The organism is Pseudomonas sp. (assembly GCF_050739655.1).
In the GTDB taxonomy this organism is placed as follows: domain Bacteria; phylum Pseudomonadota; class Gammaproteobacteria; order Pseudomonadales; family Pseudomonadaceae; genus Aquipseudomonas.
Genome location: NZ_JBOIBY010000183.1, coordinates 1 through 20,001, shown reverse-complemented (window position 1 = coordinate 20,001; position 20,001 = coordinate 1). Strand labels below are relative to the sequence as shown.

At 59.5% G+C, this 20,001-nt stretch carries 17 protein-coding genes; 5 read left to right on the top strand and 12 right to left on the bottom strand.

Going from position 1 to position 20,001, the window contains the following annotated elements:
* Nucleotide 1: 1 nt before the first annotated feature.
* The 4 genes from ACRESJ_RS08970 to ACRESJ_RS08955 are packed head-to-tail and all read right to left on the bottom strand — an operon-like array spanning nucleotide 2 to nucleotide 5,574.
* Nucleotides 2-2,053 (bottom strand): EscV/YscV/HrcV family type III secretion system export apparatus protein, encoded by a 2,052-nt coding sequence (locus ACRESJ_RS08970; RefSeq protein WP_431757588.1) that lies wholly within the window; start codon nucleotides 2,051-2,053, stop codon nucleotides 2-4.
* Between the two features lie 23 nt (nucleotides 2,054-2,076).
* Complete coding sequence (sctW, locus tag ACRESJ_RS08965; RefSeq protein WP_431757587.1) at nucleotides 2,077-3,183, bottom strand: type III secretion system gatekeeper subunit SctW; 1,107 nt, start codon at nucleotides 3,181-3,183, stop codon at nucleotides 2,077-2,079.
* Nucleotides 3,180-4,835, bottom strand: a complete 1,656-nt coding sequence (gene sctC / locus ACRESJ_RS08960; RefSeq protein WP_431757586.1) for a type III secretion system outer membrane ring subunit SctC — start codon at nucleotides 4,833-4,835, stop codon at nucleotides 3,180-3,182. Before sctC ends, sctW begins: the two co-directional genes overlap by 4 nt.
* Before the next feature lie 4 nt (nucleotides 4,836-4,839).
* Nucleotides 4,840-5,574: a helix-turn-helix domain-containing protein gene (locus ACRESJ_RS08955; protein WP_431757585.1), complete on the bottom strand. Its 735-nt coding sequence runs from the start codon at nucleotides 5,572-5,574 to the stop codon at nucleotides 4,840-4,842.
* 243 nt (nucleotides 5,575-5,817) lie between these two features.
* Here ACRESJ_RS08955 and ACRESJ_RS08950 point away from each other — a divergent pair, with 243 nt between their 5' ends.
* The 5 genes from ACRESJ_RS08950 (at nucleotide 5,818) to cobA (ending at nucleotide 11,632) form a co-directional block, all read left to right on the top strand.
* On the top strand, nucleotides 5,818-7,029 hold the full coding sequence (locus ACRESJ_RS08950) for a CmpA/NrtA family ABC transporter substrate-binding protein (RefSeq protein ID WP_431757584.1): 1,212 nt from the start codon (nucleotides 5,818-5,820) through the stop codon (nucleotides 7,027-7,029).
* 15 nt (nucleotides 7,030-7,044) lie between these two features.
* Nucleotides 7,045-7,620 (top strand): ANTAR domain-containing response regulator, encoded by a 576-nt coding sequence (locus tag ACRESJ_RS08945; protein WP_008056396.1) that lies wholly within the window; start codon nucleotides 7,045-7,047, stop codon nucleotides 7,618-7,620.
* A 312-nt stretch (nucleotides 7,621-7,932) separates the two neighbouring features.
* Nucleotides 7,933-9,144: a nitrate/nitrite transporter gene (locus tag ACRESJ_RS08940; RefSeq protein WP_431757583.1), complete on the top strand. Its 1,212-nt coding sequence runs from the start codon at nucleotides 7,933-7,935 to the stop codon at nucleotides 9,142-9,144.
* 7 nt (nucleotides 9,145-9,151) lie between these two features.
* Nucleotides 9,152-10,822 (top strand): protein kinase domain-containing protein, encoded by a 1,671-nt coding sequence (locus tag ACRESJ_RS08935; RefSeq protein ID WP_431757582.1) that lies wholly within the window; start codon nucleotides 9,152-9,154, stop codon nucleotides 10,820-10,822.
* 48 nt (nucleotides 10,823-10,870) lie between these two features.
* Nucleotides 10,871-11,632, top strand: a complete 762-nt coding sequence (gene cobA / locus ACRESJ_RS08930; RefSeq protein ID WP_431757581.1) for a uroporphyrinogen-III C-methyltransferase — start codon at nucleotides 10,871-10,873, stop codon at nucleotides 11,630-11,632.
* A 165-nt stretch (nucleotides 11,633-11,797) separates the two neighbouring features.
* Here cobA and ACRESJ_RS08925 read toward each other — a convergent pair whose 3' ends face one another.
* The 8 genes from ACRESJ_RS08925 to ppsA all read right to left on the bottom strand — a co-directional run bounded on the left by ACRESJ_RS08925 (nucleotide 11,798) and on the right by ppsA (nucleotide 19,982).
* Nucleotides 11,798-12,844: an OmpA family protein gene (locus tag ACRESJ_RS08925; protein ID WP_431757580.1), complete on the bottom strand. Its 1,047-nt coding sequence runs from the start codon at nucleotides 12,842-12,844 to the stop codon at nucleotides 11,798-11,800.
* Between the two features lie 107 nt (nucleotides 12,845-12,951).
* Nucleotides 12,952-13,542 carry an RNA polymerase sigma factor SigX gene (sigX, locus tag ACRESJ_RS08920; RefSeq protein WP_075949123.1) on the bottom strand — a complete coding sequence of 197 codons (591 nt, stop codon included), beginning with the start codon at nucleotides 13,540-13,542 and terminating at the stop codon, nucleotides 12,952-12,954.
* 90 nt (nucleotides 13,543-13,632) lie between these two features.
* Nucleotides 13,633-14,457 carry a mechanosensitive ion channel family protein gene (locus ACRESJ_RS08915; protein ID WP_008048604.1) on the bottom strand — a complete coding sequence of 275 codons (825 nt, stop codon included), beginning with the start codon at nucleotides 14,455-14,457 and terminating at the stop codon, nucleotides 13,633-13,635.
* A gap of 2 nt (nucleotides 14,458-14,459) precedes the next feature.
* Nucleotides 14,460-14,708, bottom strand: a complete 249-nt coding sequence (locus ACRESJ_RS08910; protein ID WP_008017601.1) for a hypothetical protein — start codon at nucleotides 14,706-14,708, stop codon at nucleotides 14,460-14,462.
* A gap of 63 nt (nucleotides 14,709-14,771) precedes the next feature.
* Nucleotides 14,772-15,767, bottom strand: coding sequence for a zinc transporter ZntB (locus tag ACRESJ_RS08905; protein WP_431757579.1), 996 nt, complete (start codon nucleotides 15,765-15,767; stop codon nucleotides 14,772-14,774).
* A 26-nt stretch (nucleotides 15,768-15,793) separates the two neighbouring features.
* Nucleotides 15,794-16,285: a ribonuclease E activity regulator RraA gene (gene rraA, locus ACRESJ_RS08900; protein WP_053157411.1), complete on the bottom strand. Its 492-nt coding sequence runs from the start codon at nucleotides 16,283-16,285 to the stop codon at nucleotides 15,794-15,796.
* 137 nt (nucleotides 16,286-16,422) lie between these two features.
* On the bottom strand, nucleotides 16,423-17,412 hold the full coding sequence (locus tag ACRESJ_RS08895) for an alpha/beta fold hydrolase (RefSeq protein ID WP_431757578.1): 990 nt from the start codon (nucleotides 17,410-17,412) through the stop codon (nucleotides 16,423-16,425).
* Between the two features lie 194 nt (nucleotides 17,413-17,606).
* On the bottom strand, nucleotides 17,607-19,982 hold the full coding sequence (gene ppsA / locus ACRESJ_RS08890; protein ID WP_431757598.1) for a phosphoenolpyruvate synthase: 2,376 nt from the start codon (nucleotides 19,980-19,982) through the stop codon (nucleotides 17,607-17,609).
* Nucleotides 19,983-20,001: the final 19 nt, after the last annotated feature.

Below are 20,001 nucleotides of genomic sequence, written 5' to 3'. Positions count from 1 at the left end.
CTTACAGGGTTTTGATCACATTGACCGAGACGGTTTCGCAGACTTCGCCGAACGACATCACGTCCAGCTCGCGAAAACGCCCCTCGATCAGCTTCTTGATGTAGCGCCGCACATCGACCGAACACAGCAACACCATGTCCTTTTGGGCGATGTGCACACCGTTGAGGGCGACGCTCAGGCGATCCATCAACTCTTCGGAGTCGCAAGGTTCCAGGTTGATGAAACTGCCGGCCGAGGTTTGCCGGATCCCGCGCCGCACCACCTCTTCGAACTCCGCTGACAACAGCATCACGCGCAGGTCATTGCCCTGGGCAAACTTGTTGCTGATGTAGCGGGCCATCGTGCCGCGAACGTGCTCGACCAGTGCCAGCGCGTCCTTTTCCCGGGAGGCCCAATGGGCCAGGGATTCAAGAATGAGCTTCATGTTGCGCACCGAAATGCGCTCGCCAATCAGGCGCTGCAGCACTTCGGCGATCTTCTGCACCGTGACGTGGCGATAGACTTCCTTGAGCAGATCCGGGCAGCGGGTTTCCATTTCATCCAGCAATTGCTTGGTTTCCTGGACGCCGAAGAACTCCTGGATGTTGCGCGCCAGCAAGGTCACCAGACAGCGATAGCACTCCTCGTCCGCCGGGCGCAGCAGATATCCAAGCTGCTGGACGCGCTCGCGTTCAGCGGCGTTGACCCAGACACCCCCCACGCGGTTGCTGTCATTGCCGCGCACCAGGCCAAGCCCCAGGGACTCCAGCTCCGGTGAATAGTCGAGCAGGCGCCAGTGATCGAAATGGATATCGAACTGCTCGGCGCGCACTTCGTTGATCAGCACCGCCACTTGATGCGCCGGCAATGCTTCGCTGGCGCGGATCTGCGGTTCGGGAATGCGCAGGCCGTAATCGACGAAAAACTGGCTGCGAAAACGTGCCGCCCAGCGCGCCTTGGTCAACTCTTCCAGGCGCGCCGTGGGCACCAACAACATCAGCGGGATGGTTTCGGTGGCGATGTTGTCGATGTCTTCGAGCAAGCCCGACCCATTCTGCATGGCATCGCCCTGCGCCGACGGCGCACGGCTGTCAGGCTGGCCCTCGGCCCTTGTGGATTTGCGATGTCGAACCAACACCACGAGTGCGAGAGCGGCGGCGATGGGCAAGAAGGTCAGCAGCGGAAAACCGGGCAACAGGCCGACACCCACCGCCAGCAACGCCGTCACACCCAGCACGAAGGGGTGACCGAGCATTTGCGCGAGCATGTTGCGCCCCAGGTTGCTGTCGTCGCCATTGACCCGGGTGACGATGAAGCCGGCACCGATGGCGATCAGCAGGGCCGGAATCTGCGCGACAAGGCCATCACCGATGGTCAACAGGGTGTAGGTCGACAGGGCCGTGGACATGTCCATGCCCATTTGCCCGACGCCAATGGCCATGCCGCCGATGAAGTTGACGAAAATAATAATGATGCCGGCGATGGCGTCGCCCTTGATGAATTTCATCGCGCCGTCGAACGAGCCGTACAACTGGCTTTCACGCTCCAGCACACTGCGTTTTTCCTTGGCCTCCTCAGCGGTAATGGCGCCGGCCTTGAGGTCACCGTCGATGCTCATTTGCTTGCCCGGCATGCCATCGAGGGAGAAGCGCGCCGCGACTTCCGCCACCCGCTCCGAGCCCTTGGTGATCACGATGAACTGCACGATGGTGACGATGGAAAAGATCACGAAGCCCACCACCAGGCTTTCGCCGATCACGAACTCGCCGAAGGAGGCGATGATCTCGCCCGCATCGGCCTGGCTGAGGATCAGCCGACTGGTGCTGATCGAAAGTGCCAGGCGAAACAGCGTGGTCAACAGCAACAGGGCCGGGAAAGTCGAGAAGCTGAGGATGCGTTCGATGTAGAACGACCCCATGAACACCAGCAGGGAAATGACGATGTTCAGGCCGATGAGAAAATCCACCAGCGCCGTCGGCAGGGGAATGATCAGCATGGCGATGATCATCACCATCAACGTCAGGATCAGCAGCTCCGGGCGAGCGCCGACGTTTCGCAAAAATACATTGAGCATGGCAGGTCAGCTCCGGGAAAAATTCATGGGCAACCGCCGAGACGTCGTCGTTCGACACACTCGTGGGCGTAGGCAATGTCCGCCAGACGGGTGAACTGTTGTGCCAGGCGCTGCGGCGCCTCTTCATCGGTAAACAGCGGCTCGGGCAAGTGCAGGCAGAGCCGGCGCAATGTCTGCAACAAGGCCGAACGCTCATGGTGGGTACTCAACAGCACGCGTTCGCCCAATGCGCCAAGCAACAGTTGGTCGAGGTCATCGGGGTAGCTCAGCACACCGAACAGAAACACCAGCCAGTCGGGTTCATGGGGGTTGTGCCGGCAGATGAGCGCATCGGCGAGCAGGCTGCCAACGAACAGCTTATCGGCTGAACGCAAACGCTTGAGATCGTTGACCATGGCCAACAGATCACCGAATTCGGCGCGCGAGCAACTGGGGTCCTGGGCGCTGATATCGGTGAGCAACGCGGCTTCGATAAACGTCAGCACGTTCATGCGCTGGTCGGGTCCGTAGAGTGCGATCCAGTCTTGATAACAACTGAGCGCACCTTCGTCGGACTCGAGAAAATCGCGGTAGGTCTCACGCAACAGTGCCGCGCGCACCGCCGTGTGCGCGCCGAACATCCTGGCTTTCAACGCAGTGTTGATCCCGGCATTCAGGCGTTTCGGAGAGGCTTGGGCGACCACTGTCTGCAACAGCGTTTCAAGCCGCTGACGGGTGCGCGCTTCCAGTTTCTTGCGGCGCAACAGTTCGCGCAGCACCAGGGCCAGATCACTGTCATCGGGAAACATGCTGCGTGCCATTTCCAGCAGCCAGGTCACCGGCTTGTCCGCCAATCGTGCGAGGCTCAGTATCTGCCGCGCCTTGGGCACGGTGTCGTCGTCCAGCACCCGTTCGAAGTTGTCGGGCAGGCTGTCGGACTTGAGCTCGAAATGCCGTCGCCCCCGAAACTGCGCCAGTGCCGCCGACATCTCGTCGCTGATCTGCACAAAGCGCTGGACTGCGGCGGCGGTACCGCTGTCGTCGAAGTCGAGGTCGACATCCCCTTGAGGCTGCGGATGTTCGGCAGCCTTCTCGGTATTGAGCCGTGCCTGGGCAGACCGGCCGCCTGTGGATATCGCCGGCAGGATCATTGATGCGCCGTCCGAAAATAACTGCGACGCACCCGTTCATGCTGCTCCGGGGTCAACAGGCGCGAGGCTGGCTCCGGACTGCCGGGTTCCAGTGCGTCGCGAATTTCCTTGGGCTGAATCAGGAACACCCGCACCGTGTTGGCCGAGCGGCTCTGTCGATAGCTGAACAAACGCCCGACCCATGGAATGGAGCCCAGCACCGGAATACGGCCGACCTGCTCGCTGTTGTCGTCGCGGGTAAAACCGCCCACCAACAGACTCTTGCCCTGGGGCACCCGCGCCACGGTGCTGATCCGTGTGCGCCCGACAGTCGGCAAGGTGCCCGGTTGCTTGTCCTGATCAGGCTTTTCGACTTCGTTGCCGTCCTCGATATTGAGGGACATTTCGACCTCGTCCTTCTGGGCGAAGCGCGGCAGTACATTCACCAGCGTGCCGTAGGTCACGTGTTGCAAGTCGACACTGCGCTCACCGACCAGAGGCGCGTAAAACGTGCGGTTGTTGTCGAAGATGGCCGGCACGTTTTCCTGGGTCAGAATGACCGGCCGCGACACCACGTTCGCCCGGTTGGTGCGTTCCAGCGCCATGACCTGGGTGACGAACGACGCGCCATCGAGGGTGGTTGCGGAACCCGCATTGAGGGATGCGGAAAATGTTCCGCCCGAATTGATCGTGCCCTGCCAGTTGAGGCCCAGTTGATTGAGTTCATCCTTGTGCAGATCGATGATCCACAGCGACAGCTCGACGTGCCGTTTGGGCGTGTCCAGCGCGCTCACCAGGTTCTCGATAAAGCGCACCTGCTCCGGCAAGCCCTTGACCAGCAGGCTGTTGGTGTCGGGATAGGCGACCACCCGTATGTTGCCCGCAGCCATTTCCCGGGCAATGATTCGCGGTGCGGCCGGGTCCTTGTCCGAAGGCGCGCTCGACAGGCCTTCCAGTGGAAACGCCGGCATCAAAGCCTGGGGGCGCTCCGGCTGGGCTTGCGCCACCGACGGTTCGACCTCGCGCTTTTCGCCACGCAGTAACTGCTCGATCACGGTGGCCAACCCGGGGATGGTCACCTTGTTATCGCGCAACTCATAGTGACGGTCGCTGACGAAAGTGTTGCGAACCTGGATAACGCCGATCTGTTGCTTGCCCAGCAGCAGTTCCGAACGCTGGTTGTCCATCATCCCGGCCGCTTGCACCACCAGATCGACATACATCGGCGGGCCCGACACATGAAACGTCCGCAAGCCGTCATGGCGCAGTGGATAACGACCGTCGTGCAATCCGGAACGCTCCAGGAACCCTTGCAACCTGGCCACGGTCAAGGTCTGCAGTGACACCATCGAGCTTTTGATTTCCGGGGCGTCGTACAGGTAAATCGCCTGGCCGTCGCTGTACCAGATCAAGCCCATCTGCTGGGCGATTCGTTCAAAGGTGCGCTGTGGCGTGCGCAGATCGAAGGTGCCGGACACTCGCTTGACCGCTGCCGCCTTGCTGACGATCACCGGCTTGCCCAACGAGCCGGACAACTCACTGAAAAACGTCCGCGCGCTTTGCTCGCGAGCCTCGAAATCATAGACAGCGGCGTGCGCGCCAAACGGCGCAATCATCAAGGCGGCGCTCAGCCATAAGGGCAAAATGTACAGAAAAGGAATTGGGCGGTTCATTGGCTCACTTGCCTGGAAGGTAGGTAATGTCGGCCAGGCTGCTGGGAGGGAAACCCACCAGTTCGCGGATCTCCTTGGAGAAATGCGAAGAAGAGGCAAAACCGAACTCCAGCGCCACATCCGTCAGAGAGCCTTCCTGCAGACTCATGTTCAACAACGCCTGGGCCGTACGCCAGCCGCGCAAGGCAGGCTTGGCCGCCGTGCCCAACGCTTGCCTGCACAGGCGACGAAAATGCGACACCGAAACCCCGTAGCGTTGCGCCAGGGTGGTCAGTTTTTCGCTGTGGGTGCCCTGCTCCAGCAGAAAACGCACAAGCCCGTAGCTCTCGGTATGGCGCAACATGCTGGCAAAGGCCTGATAGGCCTCACCACCGGCCATCGCCTGTTGGAGATACCAGCGCTCAAGCGCCTGCTCCGTTTGCACTTGCGTATATGCCACCGGCAACACCGCCCAAGGGGCCTGACCGCATCGTTGATCGGCCGACGCATTGGCCAGATCAACAAACACCTGCAATTTCACCAGCGGCGCCTGTGCAATCGGCAGGGTCTGGACGCAGCCGTTGACCTCAACTCCACCTCTCAGCGCAATCAGTCCTTCCCAGCCGGCCGGCAGGCAGCACTTCGACGCGCCTTGCGCAGGAGCCAGACAAACGGCGGATGGGGCAACACGCAAATGCAGCACGCCCTCGCTGAGACGGGTATCAGGAAACCCTGTGGCGCGTAGTGATTCGATGGGCACGCCAATCTCCTTTGCGACCTGACGATAGAGGTCGGCAGGATGCAGAACAGGGCGCGTTGAATCCTGATGCAAAGCTGATGAAATCCGGGCTGGCATATGCCTTGCACCTGCTTGGGCATCAGCACGCACGCCAATGGTGGAATGCGTGCCAGGACAATGGCGTCGTCACCCGGCCTTGCACGTGCGAGCAAGCGCCTGGGACGACGTTTTTTTGCAAGGTGTTTTTTGCAAGGTGAACATTCGATGAACGAACCCTCATTCGGCCCTCTGGCCTGGGTCAATGGCAGCGATGCGCCGGAAAAGAGTGAAATCAACCTCGGTTTCATGGCACTCAGCGACTGCGCTTCGGTGGTGGTGGCTGCTACTCAGGGCTTTGCCCAGCCCTACGGCCTGACCCTGAACCTCAAGCGCCAGCCGTCCTGGGCCAACCTGCGGGACAAACTGGTCAGCGGCGAACTCGACGCCGCCCACAGCCTGTACGGCTTGATCTATGCCGTGCACCTGGGCATCGGCGGCGTGGCACCGACAGACATGGCCGTGCTCATGGGCCTGAACCAGAACGGTCAGAGCATCAATCTTTCCCACGACTTGCAGGCACTGGGCGTGACCAGTCCTGAAGCACTCGATCGCCACGTGCACCAAACTCGCCCAAAACTCACCTTCGCCCAGACCTTTCCCACCGGCACCCACGCCATGTGGTTGTACTACTGGCTCGCCAGCCAGGGGATTCATCCGTTGTTGGACGTCGACAGCGTCGTGGTGCCGCCGCCACAAATGGTCGCGCACCTGCAAGCCGGGCGTATCGACGGTTTTTGCGTGGGTGAACCCTGGTCCGCCAGCGCGGTGCAACGTGACCTCGGTTTTACCTTGGCCACCTCTCAGACGATCTGGCCCGACCACCCGGAAAAAGTCCTGGGCTGCACCCGCGCCTTTGTCGAGCAGTACCCCAATACCGCCCGAGCGTTGGTCATGGCGATACTGCAAGCCAGTCGATTTATCGAAGAAAGCACCGAGAACCGTCGCAGTACCGCGCAATTGTTGAGTGCGCCGCAGTACCTCGACGCCCCGCTCGAATGCATTGAACCGCGCTTGCTGGGTGACTATGCCGACGGCCTGGGCAATTGCTGGCAGGATCCGCACACCCTGCGTTTCCACGGGGAAGGCGCAGTCAACCTGCCTTATCTGTCAGACGGGATGTGGTTCATGACCCAGTTCCGTCGCTGGGGCTTGTTGCGCGATGACCCGGATTACCTCGCGGTCGCCCGCCAGGTCCAGCAACTAAACTTGTACCGTGAGGCCGCCAGTGCTGTTGGGGTCGCCACCTTGAGCAACGATATGCGTAGCAGCCAGTTGATTGACGGCAAGGTCTGGGACGGTTCGGATCCGGTCGGTTATGCCCGCAGCTTCAAGTTGCACGCCATGAGCGACAGCTCGCCCCGACTCGCCAGCTGCTGACAGGAGACTGCGAACATGTTGCGTATCCTGCTGATCAACGACACCGCGAAAAAAGTCGGACGCCTGAAAGCCGCCCTGACCGAGGCCGGGTTCGAGGTCATCGACGAATCGGGCCTGACCATCGACCTGCCCGAACGCGTCGAAACGGTGCGTCCGGATGTGATTCTGATCGATACCGAGTCACCCAGCCGCGATGTCATGGAGCAAGTGGTGTTGGTCAGCCGCGACCAGCCACGGCCCATCGTGATGTTTACCGACGAACATGACCCCGATGTGATGCGCCAGGCGATCAAGTCCGGAGTGAGCGCCTACATCGTCGAGGGCATTCACGCACAACGCTTGCAGCCCATTCTCGACGTCGCCATGGCGCGCTTCGAAAGCGACCAGGCCCTGCGCGCGCAATTGCATGCCCGTGACCAGCAACTGGCCGAGCGCAAGCGCATTGAGCTGGCGAAAGGGCTGCTGATGAAAATGAAGGACTGCAACGAAGAAGAGGCCTACACCCTGATGCGCCGCCAGGCCATGAGCAGGCAGCAGAAGCTGATTCAGGTGGCAGAGCAGATTATCGCCATGAGTGAATTGCTGGGTTGACCTTTAAAAGATCGCAGCCTGCGGCAGCTCCTACAGGGGTATGCATTTCAAATGTAGGAGCTGCCGAAGGCTGCGATCTTTTTGGTTTTCACCAGGAAACGCCCACATGGCACAGATCTCGCTAAGTAATCACTACAGGTAACCAACGGCGGTTGCCCCACCTACGACAAAGACGTCGCTCACCTCATTTGCCCCACGGCGAATCAGGTAGCGGCGTTTTTTTGTTTTGGCCCCATAGCCCGGGGCCGGTGGTGCCGCCCTGCGGCGCCCCACCTGACTCCCGTTCGAGACTCCTATCAGCTGAGGTGCGCGATGAATTCAAGCTTCTGGAAATCCGGCCATACCCCGACACTGTTCGCAGCCTTCCTCTATTTCGACCTGAGTTTCATGGTCTGGTATCTGCTCGGCCCTCTGGCGGTGCAGATCGCCGGCGACTTGCACCTGACCACCCAACAACGCGGGCTGGTGGTCGCCACACCGATCCTGGCGGGGGCCGTTCTGCGCTTCGCGATGGGCATGCTGGCTGATCGCCTGTCACCGAAAACCGCTGGCCTGATTGGCCAGGTCATCGTGATCTGCGCGCTGTTCGGTGCCTGGAAGCTGGGCATTCACAGCTACGAGCAAGCGCTGGTGCTGGGACTGTTCCTCGGCATGGCTGGCGCGTCTTTCGCCGTAGCCCTGCCGCTGGCATCGCAATGGTATCCGCCGCAGCATCAAGGCAAAGCCATGGGCATTGCCGGCGCTGGGAACTCCGGCACCGTGCTTGCCGCACTGATTGCGCCGGTACTGGCCGCGGCATTTGGCTGGAGCAATGTGTTCGGCTTCGCGCTGATCCCGCTGATTCTCACCCTCATCGTTTTCGCCTGGCTGGCCAAAAATGCTCCAGAGCGGCCAAAAGCCAAGTCGATGGCCGACTACTTCAAGGCCCTGGGCGACCGCGACAGCTGGTGGTTCATGTTTTTCTACAGCGTGACCTTCGGTGGCTTCATCGGCCTGGCCAGCGCCCTGCCCGGCTACTTCAACGACCAATATGGCCTGAGCCCGGTGACCGCCGGCTACTACACCGCCGCCTGTGTATTCGGCGGTAGCCTGATGCGTCCATTGGGCGGCGCCCTGGCAGATCGCTTCGGTGGTATTCGCACCCTGCTGGGGATGTACACCGTTGCGGCGATCTGCATCGCCGCCGTCGGCTTCAACTTGCCAAGCTCCTACGCGGCCCTGGCGCTATTCGTGTGCACGATGCTCGGTTTGGGTGCAGGCAACGGTGCGGTTTTCCAACTGGTCCCGCAGCGTTTTCGTCGTGAGATCGGCGTCATGACCGGTCTGATCGGCATGGCGGGCGGTATCGGTGGTTTTGCGTTGGCAGCGGGCATGGGTGCCATCAAGCAAAGTACCGGCAGCTACCAATTGGCCTTGTGGTTGTTCGCCAGCCTTGCGCTGCTCGCCTGGTTTGGCCTGCACGGTGTGAAACGCCGCTGGAGAACCACCTGGGGTTCGGCTGCAGTGACCGCTGCGCGGGTTTGAGGTCTTAATGAGCCTGCAATTGAGTTTCGCCGAAGCCAGCGCCACCGGCCCTCGCGAAGAGAATCAGGATGCCCTGCGCCTGGTCACGCCCGCCCCGGCGCTGGCGGCCAGCAAGGGCTACCTGTTCGCCATCGCTGATGGCGTGAGCCAATGCGCCGATGGTGGCCTGGCGGCTCGCTCGACCTTGCAGGCCCTGGCGCTGGACTACTACGCCACGCCCGAAACCTGGGGCGTCGCGCAAGCGCTTGATCGCCTGCTGCTGGCGCAGAACCGTTGGTTGCAGGCCAACGGTGGCGGGCAACCGCTGTTGACCACTGTGAGCGCTCTGGTGCTGCGAGGCAGGCGTTTTACATTGGCCCACGTAGGCGATTGCCGGGTGTACCGCTGGCACGCCGATCAATTGCAACGCGTCAGCGAAGATCACGTTTGGGATCAACCGGGCATGCAACACGTCCTCAAGCGAGCGCTGGGACTGGATCAACACCTGGTGCTGGATTTTCTCGATGGCGAGTTGCGCCAGGACGAAAGCTTTGTGCTGCTCAGCGACGGCATCTGGGCGGTACTGGGCGACACCGCCATTGCCGCTATCCTGCGCGATCAACCGGACCTGCACAGCGCCGCGCAAACGTTGGTCAGCGCAGCACACCTGGCCGGCAGCCAGGACAACGCCAGCGCCCTGCTGGTACGAGTCGATGGCCTGGGCGAAACCAGCATTGGCGATGCCTTGATTCATTTGCAGCAATGGCCCCTCCCACCGGCACTCAAACCCGGCCAGGATTTCGAAGGCTGGCAGGTCGAAGGGATAGTTGGCCAAAGCCAGCAGTCACTGCTCTACCGGGTGCGCGACAGTCAGCATCAACCCTGGCTACTGAAAACCCTGCCCGGCCGATTGCACGATGACCATCAGGCCGGCCAGGCATTGCTGTCCGAAGAATGGTTTCTCAAGCGCGTGGCCGGGCGGCATTTCCCTGAAGTCCATGCCGCCGCTCAGCGACAGCATTTGTACTACGTGATGCGCGAATACTGCGGGTCGACCCTGGCGCAACTGCATGAACAGGTCGGGCCACTGCCGCTGGCGCAATGGCAGGACCTGGCCGAGCGCTTGCTTCGAGCAATCGGCATGCTGCATCGCCGGCAGATTCTGCATCGCGATATCAAACCGGAGAACCTGTTGCTGGGGGACGATGGCGAGTTGCGCCTGCTGGATTTCGGCCTGGCCTACTGCCCAGGCCTGTCTGAAGACCAACTTTGCACGCTGCCAGGAACCCCCAGCTACATCGCTCCGGAGGCGTTTCGCGGTGATGCACCCACACCGCAACAGGATCTGTATGCGGTTGGCGTGACCTTGTACTACCTGCTGACGGGGCATTTCCCCTACGGCGAAATCGAAGCCTTCCAACGCCCACGATTCGGTGTGCCGGTCAGCGCCAGCCGCTATCGGCCCGACCTGCCGGAGTGGCTGACACAAAGCCTGGAGCGCGCGATTGCCGCCGATCCCGGTCAGCGTTTTGAAACAGCCGAGGAATGGTTACTGCTGATTGAACAGGGTGAACGGCGCAGCTTGAACGTGCGCCCTCGCCCGCTGCTCGAACGCGAGCCGTTGAAGGTGTGGCGGACATTGGCGCTGCTGTCGATGCTGGCAAATCTGGTGCTGTTGTTTTTGCTGTTCCATGGCTGATTTTCAACTGATTACAAAAGATCACCATCAACTCGTGAGGAAAACACTATGAACGCAAAAGTCTGGTTGGTGGGTGCGGGGCCTGGTGATCCTGAGTTGCTGACGCTCAAAGCCGTCAGGGCCTTGAGAGAGGCGGATGTGGTGATGATCGATGATTTGGTCAATACCGCCGTCCTCGAACACTGCGACAACGCGCGGATCATTCCGGTTGGCAAACGCGGCGGTTGCCGCTCCACACCGCAAGCGTTCATTCATCGTCTGATGCTGCGTTATGCGCGCCAGGGCAAATGTGTGGTGCGACTCAAGGGTGGAGACCCCTGCATCTTCGGGCGTGGCGGTGAAGAGGCGCTTTGGTTGCGTGAACGCGGGGTTGAAGTCGAACTGGTCAATGGCATCACGGCCGGGCTCGCTGGCGCCACGCAATGCGATATACCGCTGACGCTGCGCGGTGTTGCACGGGGTGTAACGTTGGTCACCGCCCACACTAAGGACGGCAGCAGCCTGAACTGGCAGGCACTGGCCCAGAGCGGCACGACGTTGGTGATCTATATGGGCGTGGCCAAGCTCAGCGAAATCCGCGAGCAACTGCTGGCCGGTGGAATGGCTACGGACATGCCAGTGGCAATGATCGAAAACGCTTCATTGCCGCAACAGCGCGAATGCTGGAGCAATCTGACAGCGATGGAAGAAGATGCCTGCGCTTTTGAGCTGAAAAGCCCGGCGATTCTGGTGATCGGCGACGTTGCAGCGCAGAAGATCAAAAGATCGCAGCCTTCGGCAGCTCCTACATTGGAATGCGTGGCCTTGTAGGAGCGAGCTTGCTCGCGATGGACTCGAACGATCACGTGGGCTGCCTGAATGAATGCGTCGCCCTGTAGGAGCTGCCGCAGGCTGCGATCCCTTCAGTGACCGCACCAAATCGCAGACAAAGAAAAGCCCGGCCTAAGCCGGGCTTTTCTCAGAGCTGCGAGCTAATTACTTAGCTTGAGCTTCAACCTGCGCTTCTACGCGACGGTTTACAGCGCGGCCAGCGTCAGTTTTGTTGTCAGCAACTGGGCGGGATTCGCCGTAGCCAACGGACTGAACGCGGGACGATTGAACACCGTACTGGTTGGTCAGAACTTGTTTAACGGCGTTTGCACGACGCTCGGACAGTTTCTGGTTGTAAGCGTCAGGACCGACGTTGTCAGTGTGACCTTCAACAGTAGTGGTGGTGGATGGGTACTGCTTCATGAAGTCAGCCAGGTTTTTGATGTCAGCGTAGCTGTTAGGCTTGACATCCGCCTTGTTGAAGTCGAACTTCACGTCCAGCTCAACACGTACGACTTCAGCAACAGCTGGGCAGCCATCAGCGTCAACGGTTACGTTGGCTGGGGTGTCCGGGCACTTGTCGACGTTGTCGCAAACGCCATCGTTGTCGCTGTCGGAGCAGACTTCTGGAGCTGGAACTGGAGCAGCAGCTGGCTTGTTGCCGCCACCGAAGTTCACGCCCAGACCCACGGACGGAATGTAGTCCCAGCGGCCGTTGTCCAGCTTGTAGTCAGCTTCCACGCCAGCACGGGCGTAGACGTTTTCGAGGAAGTAGTACTTAACGCCACCGCCTGCAGTCAGGAAAGTCGACTGGTCACGACCGCTGTGGCCGTCAGCCGCTACGTTGGTCATGCTGCCGTGCTTTACACCACCTTGAACGTATGGACGCAGAGCATCGCCAGCGTTGTTGAAGTGGTACTGGGCGTTCAGACCAAACTGGTCGCCTTCGATTTTCTGATGACCAGTGCCGTTGTTCGAACGGGTGTAGTCATCGTTGTTGTAGGTCGCGTTCAACGACACGTCGTCGGTCAAGAAGTAACCGATGGAAGCGCCAGGAGTGTAACCATCTTCAACGTTGTTAACGCTGTCGTTGTACTTTTTCCCGTAGTTGAGCTCGCCTTCAACTGCGCCTTGGCCTTGTGCCAAAGCGCCGAACGAAGTGGCGGCAATGAGAGTACCAATGGCCAAGCCCAAGGTGTTTTTCAGTTTCATCCGTTAAATCCCCATCTGGTGATTGTGAAGCAGTCCCGCAAACCGGGGGACAACTCGGCGGCAATTCTATCAGAAGTTGCCTACACGTATGAGATATTTGCGCCGAACTAAGTTTCAGCAATGCCTGCAAATTTCTCACGCAGTTTATCTAGAGCGCGTTTGTACCGCATTTTTGTTGCACTCAAACCCATGTGCATGATGTCTGCGATCTCCTGAAACTCCAGCTCTGCGACAAATCGTAGCACCAGAATTTCTCGGTCAATCGGGTTCACATACACCAGCCAGCGATCAAGTCCGCCCTTCTCCTCGGGTTTCGGCGCCTTCTCTTCAGACGCTTCCTCAAGGGGGTCCAGACTCAATGCGTCCATCAAGCGACGCTTTCGCCGTTCCTTCCGATACTGCGTAATACACTCGTTGTACGTGATGCTATATAGCCACGTCTTGAACTTCGATTTGCCCTCGAAGTTCTTCAGGCCATACAGCACCTTCAACATGACCTCCTGACAGACATCATCTGCATCACGATCGTTCCCGAGATATCGCGCACAGACGTTAAATAATGTTCGTTGGTAACGCCGCATCAATTCTTCATAGGCGCGCGTTACGTGAAACAGCTCAGTATGCGAGCGCGCGACCAACTCCTCATCAGAGAGCTCGCGGGGGTCGTAGCGCATGGATAGCGATTGGGCTTTATTCAAAACAAGTCGTGCCGACAGTCAGGTCAATGTCCGCCGCAGCCAGCATCAGGCGGCATTTTGCGGCGGCATACATTAGCAGGATTTGCCGGGTTAGCGGCTACTCACATGCTGTTCAAGCAGGATCCGATTGGAAAGAGAGACTAGCTCACCCTCGTCGGTCAGCAATGTGGTTTTAACCGTGCCGATCTCTTCGATCTGCCCTTCGACCTCTCCAACACGCACTTGTTGCCCAACCTGATACAACTCACGCACATAGATTCCCGCAAGAATCTGACCGGCAATTTCCCGGCTTCCCAAGCCCATGGCCAGCGCAACCGCCAGACCAACGGTAATCAAAACGATCACAATCACATGGTTGAGCAGGTCGGTTTTGACCTCCAACTGGCTGATCGCAACCGAAATACTGATGATGATCACCAGACCCTGGGCAATTCGCCCAAGGCCCGAAGCGTAGTCCAGGCCTACACCTTCTGCCGCTCCACGCACCAGGCCATTGGCCAATTGCGCCAGCAAAACGCCCACCAACAGCACCAGCGCGGCACCGAACACTTTCGGCAAATACAGCGCCAGCATATCGAGCGTAGCTGAAACTCTCTCAAGACCAAGGGATTCTGCCGCAGAAACCAGAAAAATCAGCAGAACGAACCAATAGACGATCTTGCCGATCAGTGTCGAGATGGGTACTTGCAGGCCCGCGCGGGACAACAATTTGGTCAAGCCGGTGCCGCCCATCAGGCGATCAAGGCCCAGTTTGGCGAGCAGTTTGGAAAGCAGCGTGTCCAGTAGTTTGGCCACGACAAAACCCAACAGCAGCACGACCAGTGCGCCGAAAAGGTTCGGAATGAAGTTAGCAACCTTGGTCCATAGCGCAGTCATTGCGGTGACGAGGCTCTGTGTCCAGAGATCAAGTTCCATATTCAATCAGCCTTATCAGCAGTGCGAGCGGTAGGTTTACGAAGACGGGACACCGGCGCCACGTGGGCCGATCCGTTATTCAGGGCGATCATCAGCGCGGGCAACCAACGGCCCAGCAGGCTGAACAAATCACCGGCGCCAACCTGGCGATTGGCGGTTTTCAGTACACGCCCAAGGCATGCATCGTCGTCCCGGGTGGACGGTGATGCGTTGAGCATGTCGCGCAAAGACTGTTCAAACGGATCGTGCATACGCACCTCTCGTGATGTCTGTGAAAGACGCGGCGAAATTTGGTCGGGTCACATGGCTTTCCATCAGACCCAACGCAAACGTCGAAACATCCACCATTGCCCGAGCGCCACCGAGACCATCAGCAGGCATGCAACGAGGAAGCCATATGGGCTTCCGGATAATGGAATTCCCCCGACATTGATACCCAAGAGACCGGTCAGAAAACTCATCGGCAAAAAAATCCCGGTGATGATCCCGAAGCGATACATCGTACGATTCATGCGCACGCTCAATCTTCGGTCTTCAGCCTCCAGGACCAGCCCCACGCGCTCGCGCGTCAATTCCAGCTCCTCGAGATAACGGGTCAGGCTGTTGTTCAACTCATTCCAGTAATCGCCATCGTCCTCGACAAACCAAGACAATTTGATCCGAGTCAGTTGACCGAAAATATCCCGCTGCGGAGCGAGAAAGCGCTTCAACGCAGCAGCCCGACGGCGGATCTGCAGAACCTCTCCATGTTCCGGGGCGTACCGTTCGTCGGCATCCAGCTTTTCTTCTTCCTCATCGACCACTTCCGAGAGGCAACTGACCAGATCCTGCACTTTGTTGGTCAGGTACTGCGCCATATAAAGGATGAGTTCGGACGCGGTTTTTGGTCCTTTGCCCTCCTCCAGTTGCACCAGCAGTTCCTCGGTGGCGCGCAATGGCCGCAAACGCAAGGAAATGACCCGCTGGGCGGAACCGAAGATCCGCACCGAGACCATGTCTTCCGGTTCAGCCCCCGGATTGAGGTTGACCCCGCGCAAAAATAGCAGCAGCTCGCTGTCGGAAAGCTGTAAAAGACGCGGACGGGTATTTTCTTCCAGCAGCAGGTCGCAGCTGAACTCACTCAAACCGCTGGATTTACGCAGCCAGGTCCGGGTTTGCGGGTGACTGCGATCCCAGTGCAGCCACAGGCTTTCATGGGCCTGCAGCTGCAAGTCATCGAGTTCTGTCCGGGCTATCGAACGCGCGCCGCCTTTACCATCCAGCACCAGGGCATGTACCAGCCCCCATTGCGCGTTTTCTTCCTCGAACATCCGCATTCCTTCAGTCAATCGGGGATTTATTCAGGCATTTTCAGCGGGCTGGGCGAGATGATCACGCCATTGTTGTCCGCATAAATGTATTGACCAGGATGGAAGGTCACGCCGGCGAACGTCACGGCCACGTTCAGGTCGCCGATCCCGCGTTTGTCGGTTTTCATCGGGTGGCTGGCCAGGGCCTGAACCCCAAGATCGGTTTGCGCGATGACGTCCACGTCACGGATGCAACCGTAGATCACCAGCCCTTCCCAACCGTTTTTCGCCGCTTTCTCTGCCAGCATGTCGCCCAGCAGCGCGCGCCGCAGGGAGCCACCGCCATCGACCACCAGGACTTTGCCATTACCCTTGAGTTCGACCTGCTCCTTGACCAGCGAGTTGTCTTCGAAGCACTTGATTGTCACGATTTCGCCGCCGAAGGAATCGCGACCGCCGAAATTGCTGAACATCGGTTCCAGCACCTGTACCAGTTCCGGATACGCGTCGCACAGGTCAGGCGTGAGGTAATGGTTCATCGAGAAACTCCTGTAATGAGGGAGACAGCAAGAACATCACTGACGATTCGGTCATCGAAAATGACCAGAACAGCTCAATGCGTCATATCTTAGCCGCAAGCCAACCAGAGCGAAATGCCTCTGTTAGAGCGCCTATCTTAGATGGCCGTGGCCAAATCCGCATTTTCACCGAGCAACGGCGTTTGTTGATCCGCCAACCAGCGAGCCACCAAGGGCCAGACCTCAGCCTGTGCGGCTTTGCTCACCAGCATTTCGACGTGACCGAAATTCTCGCCAAAGCCCTGCTCGCGACCCAGATTGATGAATTGCTTGTGCTCGGAACCCACTTGCTCGAACAACTTGCGACATGCCCAGGCCGGGTCCTGATGATCGCCCACGGCACTCACCGCGAGCACCGGCAACTTGACCTCGGCCAGTCCTGCCCACCAATCCTTGTCGGCATCGCCGAAGCGTCCGAACAGGCCAAACCAACGCATGCTTTCCAGGGCCAGGCCAATCGGCTCGTCCTCCGGGCCGCGCTTGAGCCGTGAACCGGACAATTGGGCAAAACGCTTGAGAATGAACCGCCCGCTCCACTCCACCGGTGGAATTTTCAGCGGCCAATAAGTGCGGCTCACTTGGGTGCCGAAGAACGCTGCGGAGGCGACAACGGGCTCACCGATGTACTCACCACCCAATGCGGCCGCCAGGGTAATGCCGCCCAGCGAATGGCCGATCCAGTGCGGGATTTGGCCGCTCTGCTCGCGCACGAATGCGCCAATGGCCGGCAGATCGTAACGTGCGTAATCGGCGACGCTGTTCTTGCGATAGTTCTGGTTGCGCTGGGACAAACCGTGACCGCGCATCTCCGCAATCCACACATCGAACCCCAGGCGGGCCAAATGGGCACCAAGGCCCAGGCCTTTGGGCGAGAACCAGAAGCGTCGATTGGAAAAACTGCCGTGCAACAGTATGACCGGCACGCCACGGGATGCCGATTCATCGGCCATGCCCAGACGCGTCACAGCCAATTCGACCGTGTAGTCGGGACTGTTACCGGGTTTGAGTCGGTAGACATCTTCGCTCAGATCACCGCGCCGCTCGGCGCTGATCAGGGCGACAGGAAATAGGTTGCTGCTGCTTTGCATAATCTCTTGCACAAAAAAGGGCGGCATCCAGAGGAGCCCGCCCTGCTTGAATCTCTAAAACGGCCACCCCCTGTAGGAGCGAGCTTGCTCGCGAGGAACTTCGGGACACCACGTTTATCCAGGATAAACGCGTTATCGTTGACGTCCATCGCGAGCGAGCTCGCTCCTACAGTGAGCGAGCCGTTCATACACTATCAAGCCGAAGCCTGACCCTCAGCCAGGAAGAACCAGGTTTCCAGTACGGAATCAGGGTTCAGCGAAACGCTTTCGATGCCTTGTTCCATCAGCCACTTGGCCAGGTCCGGGTGGTCCGAAGGGCCCTGACCGCAAATGCCGATGTACTTGCCAGCCTTGTTGCACGCGGCGATGGCGTTGGCCAGCAGCTTCTTGACCGCCGGGTTACGCTCGTCGAACAGGTGCGCGATGATGCCGGAGTCACGGTCCAGGCCCAGGGTCAGCTGGGTCAGGTCGTTGGAGCCGATGGAGAAACCGTCGAAGTACTCGAGGAACTCTTCGGCCAGGATGGCGTTGGACGGCAGCTCGCACATCATGATGACGCGCAGGCCGTTTTCACCACGGGACAGGCCGTTCTTGGCCAACAGATCCACTACCTGGCTCGCTTCGCCCAGGGTACGGACGAACGGCACCATGATTTCAACGTTGGTCAGGCCCATCTCGTTACGCACGCGCTTGAGGGCGCGGCATTCGAGCTCGAAGCAGTCACGGAACGATTCGCTGATGTAACGCGAAGCGCCGCGGAAGCCCAGCATCGGGTTCTCTTCTTCCGGCTCGTACAGCTTGCCGCCGATCAGGTTGGCGTATTCGTTGGACTTGAAGTCCGACAGACGCACGATGACCTTCTTCGGATAGAACGCCGCCGCCAGGGTGCTGATGCCTTCGACCAGTTTTTCGACGTAGAAGCCGACCGGATCGTCGTAGCCAGCGATACGCTTGTCGACGCTGTCCTTGATGTCCTGCGGCAGGCCGTCGTAGTTCAGCAGTGCCTTGGGGTGCACGCCGATCATACGGTTGATGATGAACTCCAGGCGGGCCAGGCCCACACCAGCGTTCGGCAGCTGTGCGAAGTCAAAGGCACGGTCCGGGTTGCCGACGTTCATCATGATCTTGAACGGCAGGTCCGGCATGGCGTCGACGGAGTTCTTCTTGATGTCGAAGCCCAGCTCGCCTTCGAAGATGTAACCGGTGTCGCCTTCGGCGCAGGAAACGGTCACGCCCTGGCCTTCCTTGAGCAGCTCGGTGGCGTTGCCGCAACCGACCACGGCCGGAATGCCCAGCTCACGGGCGATGATCGCCGCGTGGCAGGTACGACCGCCACGGTTGGTGACGATGGCGCTAGCGCGCTTCATGACCGGTTCCCAGTCCGGGTCGGTCATGTCGGAGACGAGTACGTCGCCGACCTGGACCTTGTCCATCTCGGACACGTCCTTGATGATGCGGACCTTGCCGGCGCCGATGCGCTGGCCAATGGCACGACCTTCCACCAGCACGGTGCCGGTTTCTTTCAGCAGGTAACGTTCCATGACGTTGGCCTGGGTACGGCTCTTCACGGTTTCCGGACGGGCCTGCACGATGTACAGCTTGCCGTCGTCACCGTCCTTGGCCCATTCGATGTCCATCGGGCACTGGTAGTGCTTCTCGATGATCATCGCCTGCTTGGCCAGCTCGCTGACTTCAGCGTCGGTCAGGCAGAAGCGCGCGCGATCGGCCTTGTCCACATCGACGGTCTTGACCGAACGACCGGCCTTGGCCTCGTCGCCGTAGATCATCTTGATGGCCTTGCTGCCCAGGTTGCGGCGCAGGATGGCCGGGCGACCGGCGGCCAGGGTGTGTTTGTGAACGTAGAATTCGTCCGGGTTCACCGCGCCTTGTACGACGGTTTCACCCAGGCCGTAGGCGCCGGTGATGAACACCACGTCACGGAAGCCCGATTCGGTATCGAGGGTGAACATCACGCCGGCAGTGCCGGTTTCGGAGCGGACCATGCGTTGTACGCCGGCCGACAGGGCAACCAACTTGTGGTCGAAGCCCTGATGCACGCGATAGGAAATCGCGCGATCGTTGAATAGGGAGGCGAACACCTCTTTGGCGGCGCGAATGACGTTTTCGACACCACGGATGTTCAGGAAGGTTTCCTGCTGACCGGCGAAAGAAGCGTCCGGCAAGTCTTCGGCGGTAGCGGAAGAGCGCACGGCCACGGCCACGTCGGGATTGCCGGCGGACAGTGTGGCGAATGCGGTGCGGATTTCGGCGTTCAGTTTTTCAGGGAACTCGGCGTCCATGATCCATTGACGGATCTGGGCACCGGTCTTGGCCAGGGCATTCACGTCGTCGACGTCCAGGGCATCAAGGGCGTCGTGAATCTGCTGGTTCAGGCCGCTCAGTTCCAGGAAATCACGATAAGCCTGAGCGGTGGTGGCGAAGCCACCAGGCACCGAAACACCGGCACCTGCAAGGTTGCTGATCATCTCGCCCAGGGATGCGTTCTTGCCCCCCACATGCTCAACATCGTGTTTGCCGAGCTTATCGAGGGAAACTACGTACTCTACCAAGGTGATCTCTCCACTAACT

What these genes read in the sequence shown, in the direction of transcription:
- ACRESJ_RS08925 (WP_431757580.1), bottom strand. Translation starts at nt 12,844, where the DNA reads ATGAAACTGAAAAACACCTTGGGCTTGGCCATTGGTACTCTCATTGCC.
- ACRESJ_RS08950 (WP_431757584.1), top strand. Translation starts at nt 5,818, where the DNA reads ATGAACGAACCCTCATTCGGCCCTCTGGCCTGGGTCAATGGCAGCGAT.
- ACRESJ_RS08895 (WP_431757578.1), bottom strand. Translation starts at nt 17,412, where the DNA reads ATGCAAAGCAGCAGCAACCTATTTCCTGTCGCCCTGATCAGCGCCGAG.
- ACRESJ_RS08945 (WP_008056396.1), top strand. Translation starts at nt 7,045, where the DNA reads ATGTTGCGTATCCTGCTGATCAACGACACCGCGAAAAAAGTCGGACGC.
- ACRESJ_RS08915 (WP_008048604.1), bottom strand. Translation starts at nt 14,457, where the DNA reads ATGGAACTTGATCTCTGGACACAGAGCCTCGTCACCGCAATGACTGCG.
- cobA (WP_431757581.1), top strand. Translation starts at nt 10,871, where the DNA reads ATGAACGCAAAAGTCTGGTTGGTGGGTGCGGGGCCTGGTGATCCTGAG.
- ACRESJ_RS08970 (WP_431757588.1), bottom strand. Translation starts at nt 2,053, where the DNA reads ATGCTCAATGTATTTTTGCGAAACGTCGGCGCTCGCCCGGAGCTGCTG.
- ACRESJ_RS08935 (WP_431757582.1), top strand. Translation starts at nt 9,152, where the DNA reads ATGAGCCTGCAATTGAGTTTCGCCGAAGCCAGCGCCACCGGCCCTCGC.
- sctW (WP_431757587.1), bottom strand. Translation starts at nt 3,183, where the DNA reads ATGATCCTGCCGGCGATATCCACAGGCGGCCGGTCTGCCCAGGCACGG.
- ACRESJ_RS08910 (WP_008017601.1), bottom strand. Translation starts at nt 14,708, where the DNA reads ATGCACGATCCGTTTGAACAGTCTTTGCGCGACATGCTCAACGCATCA.
- rraA (WP_053157411.1), bottom strand. Translation starts at nt 16,285, where the DNA reads ATGAACCATTACCTCACGCCTGACCTGTGCGACGCGTATCCGGAACTG.
- ACRESJ_RS08905 (WP_431757579.1), bottom strand. Translation starts at nt 15,767, where the DNA reads ATGTTCGAGGAAGAAAACGCGCAATGGGGGCTGGTACATGCCCTGGTG.
- ACRESJ_RS08940 (WP_431757583.1), top strand. Translation starts at nt 7,933, where the DNA reads ATGAATTCAAGCTTCTGGAAATCCGGCCATACCCCGACACTGTTCGCA.
- sctC (WP_431757586.1), bottom strand. Translation starts at nt 4,835, where the DNA reads ATGAACCGCCCAATTCCTTTTCTGTACATTTTGCCCTTATGGCTGAGC.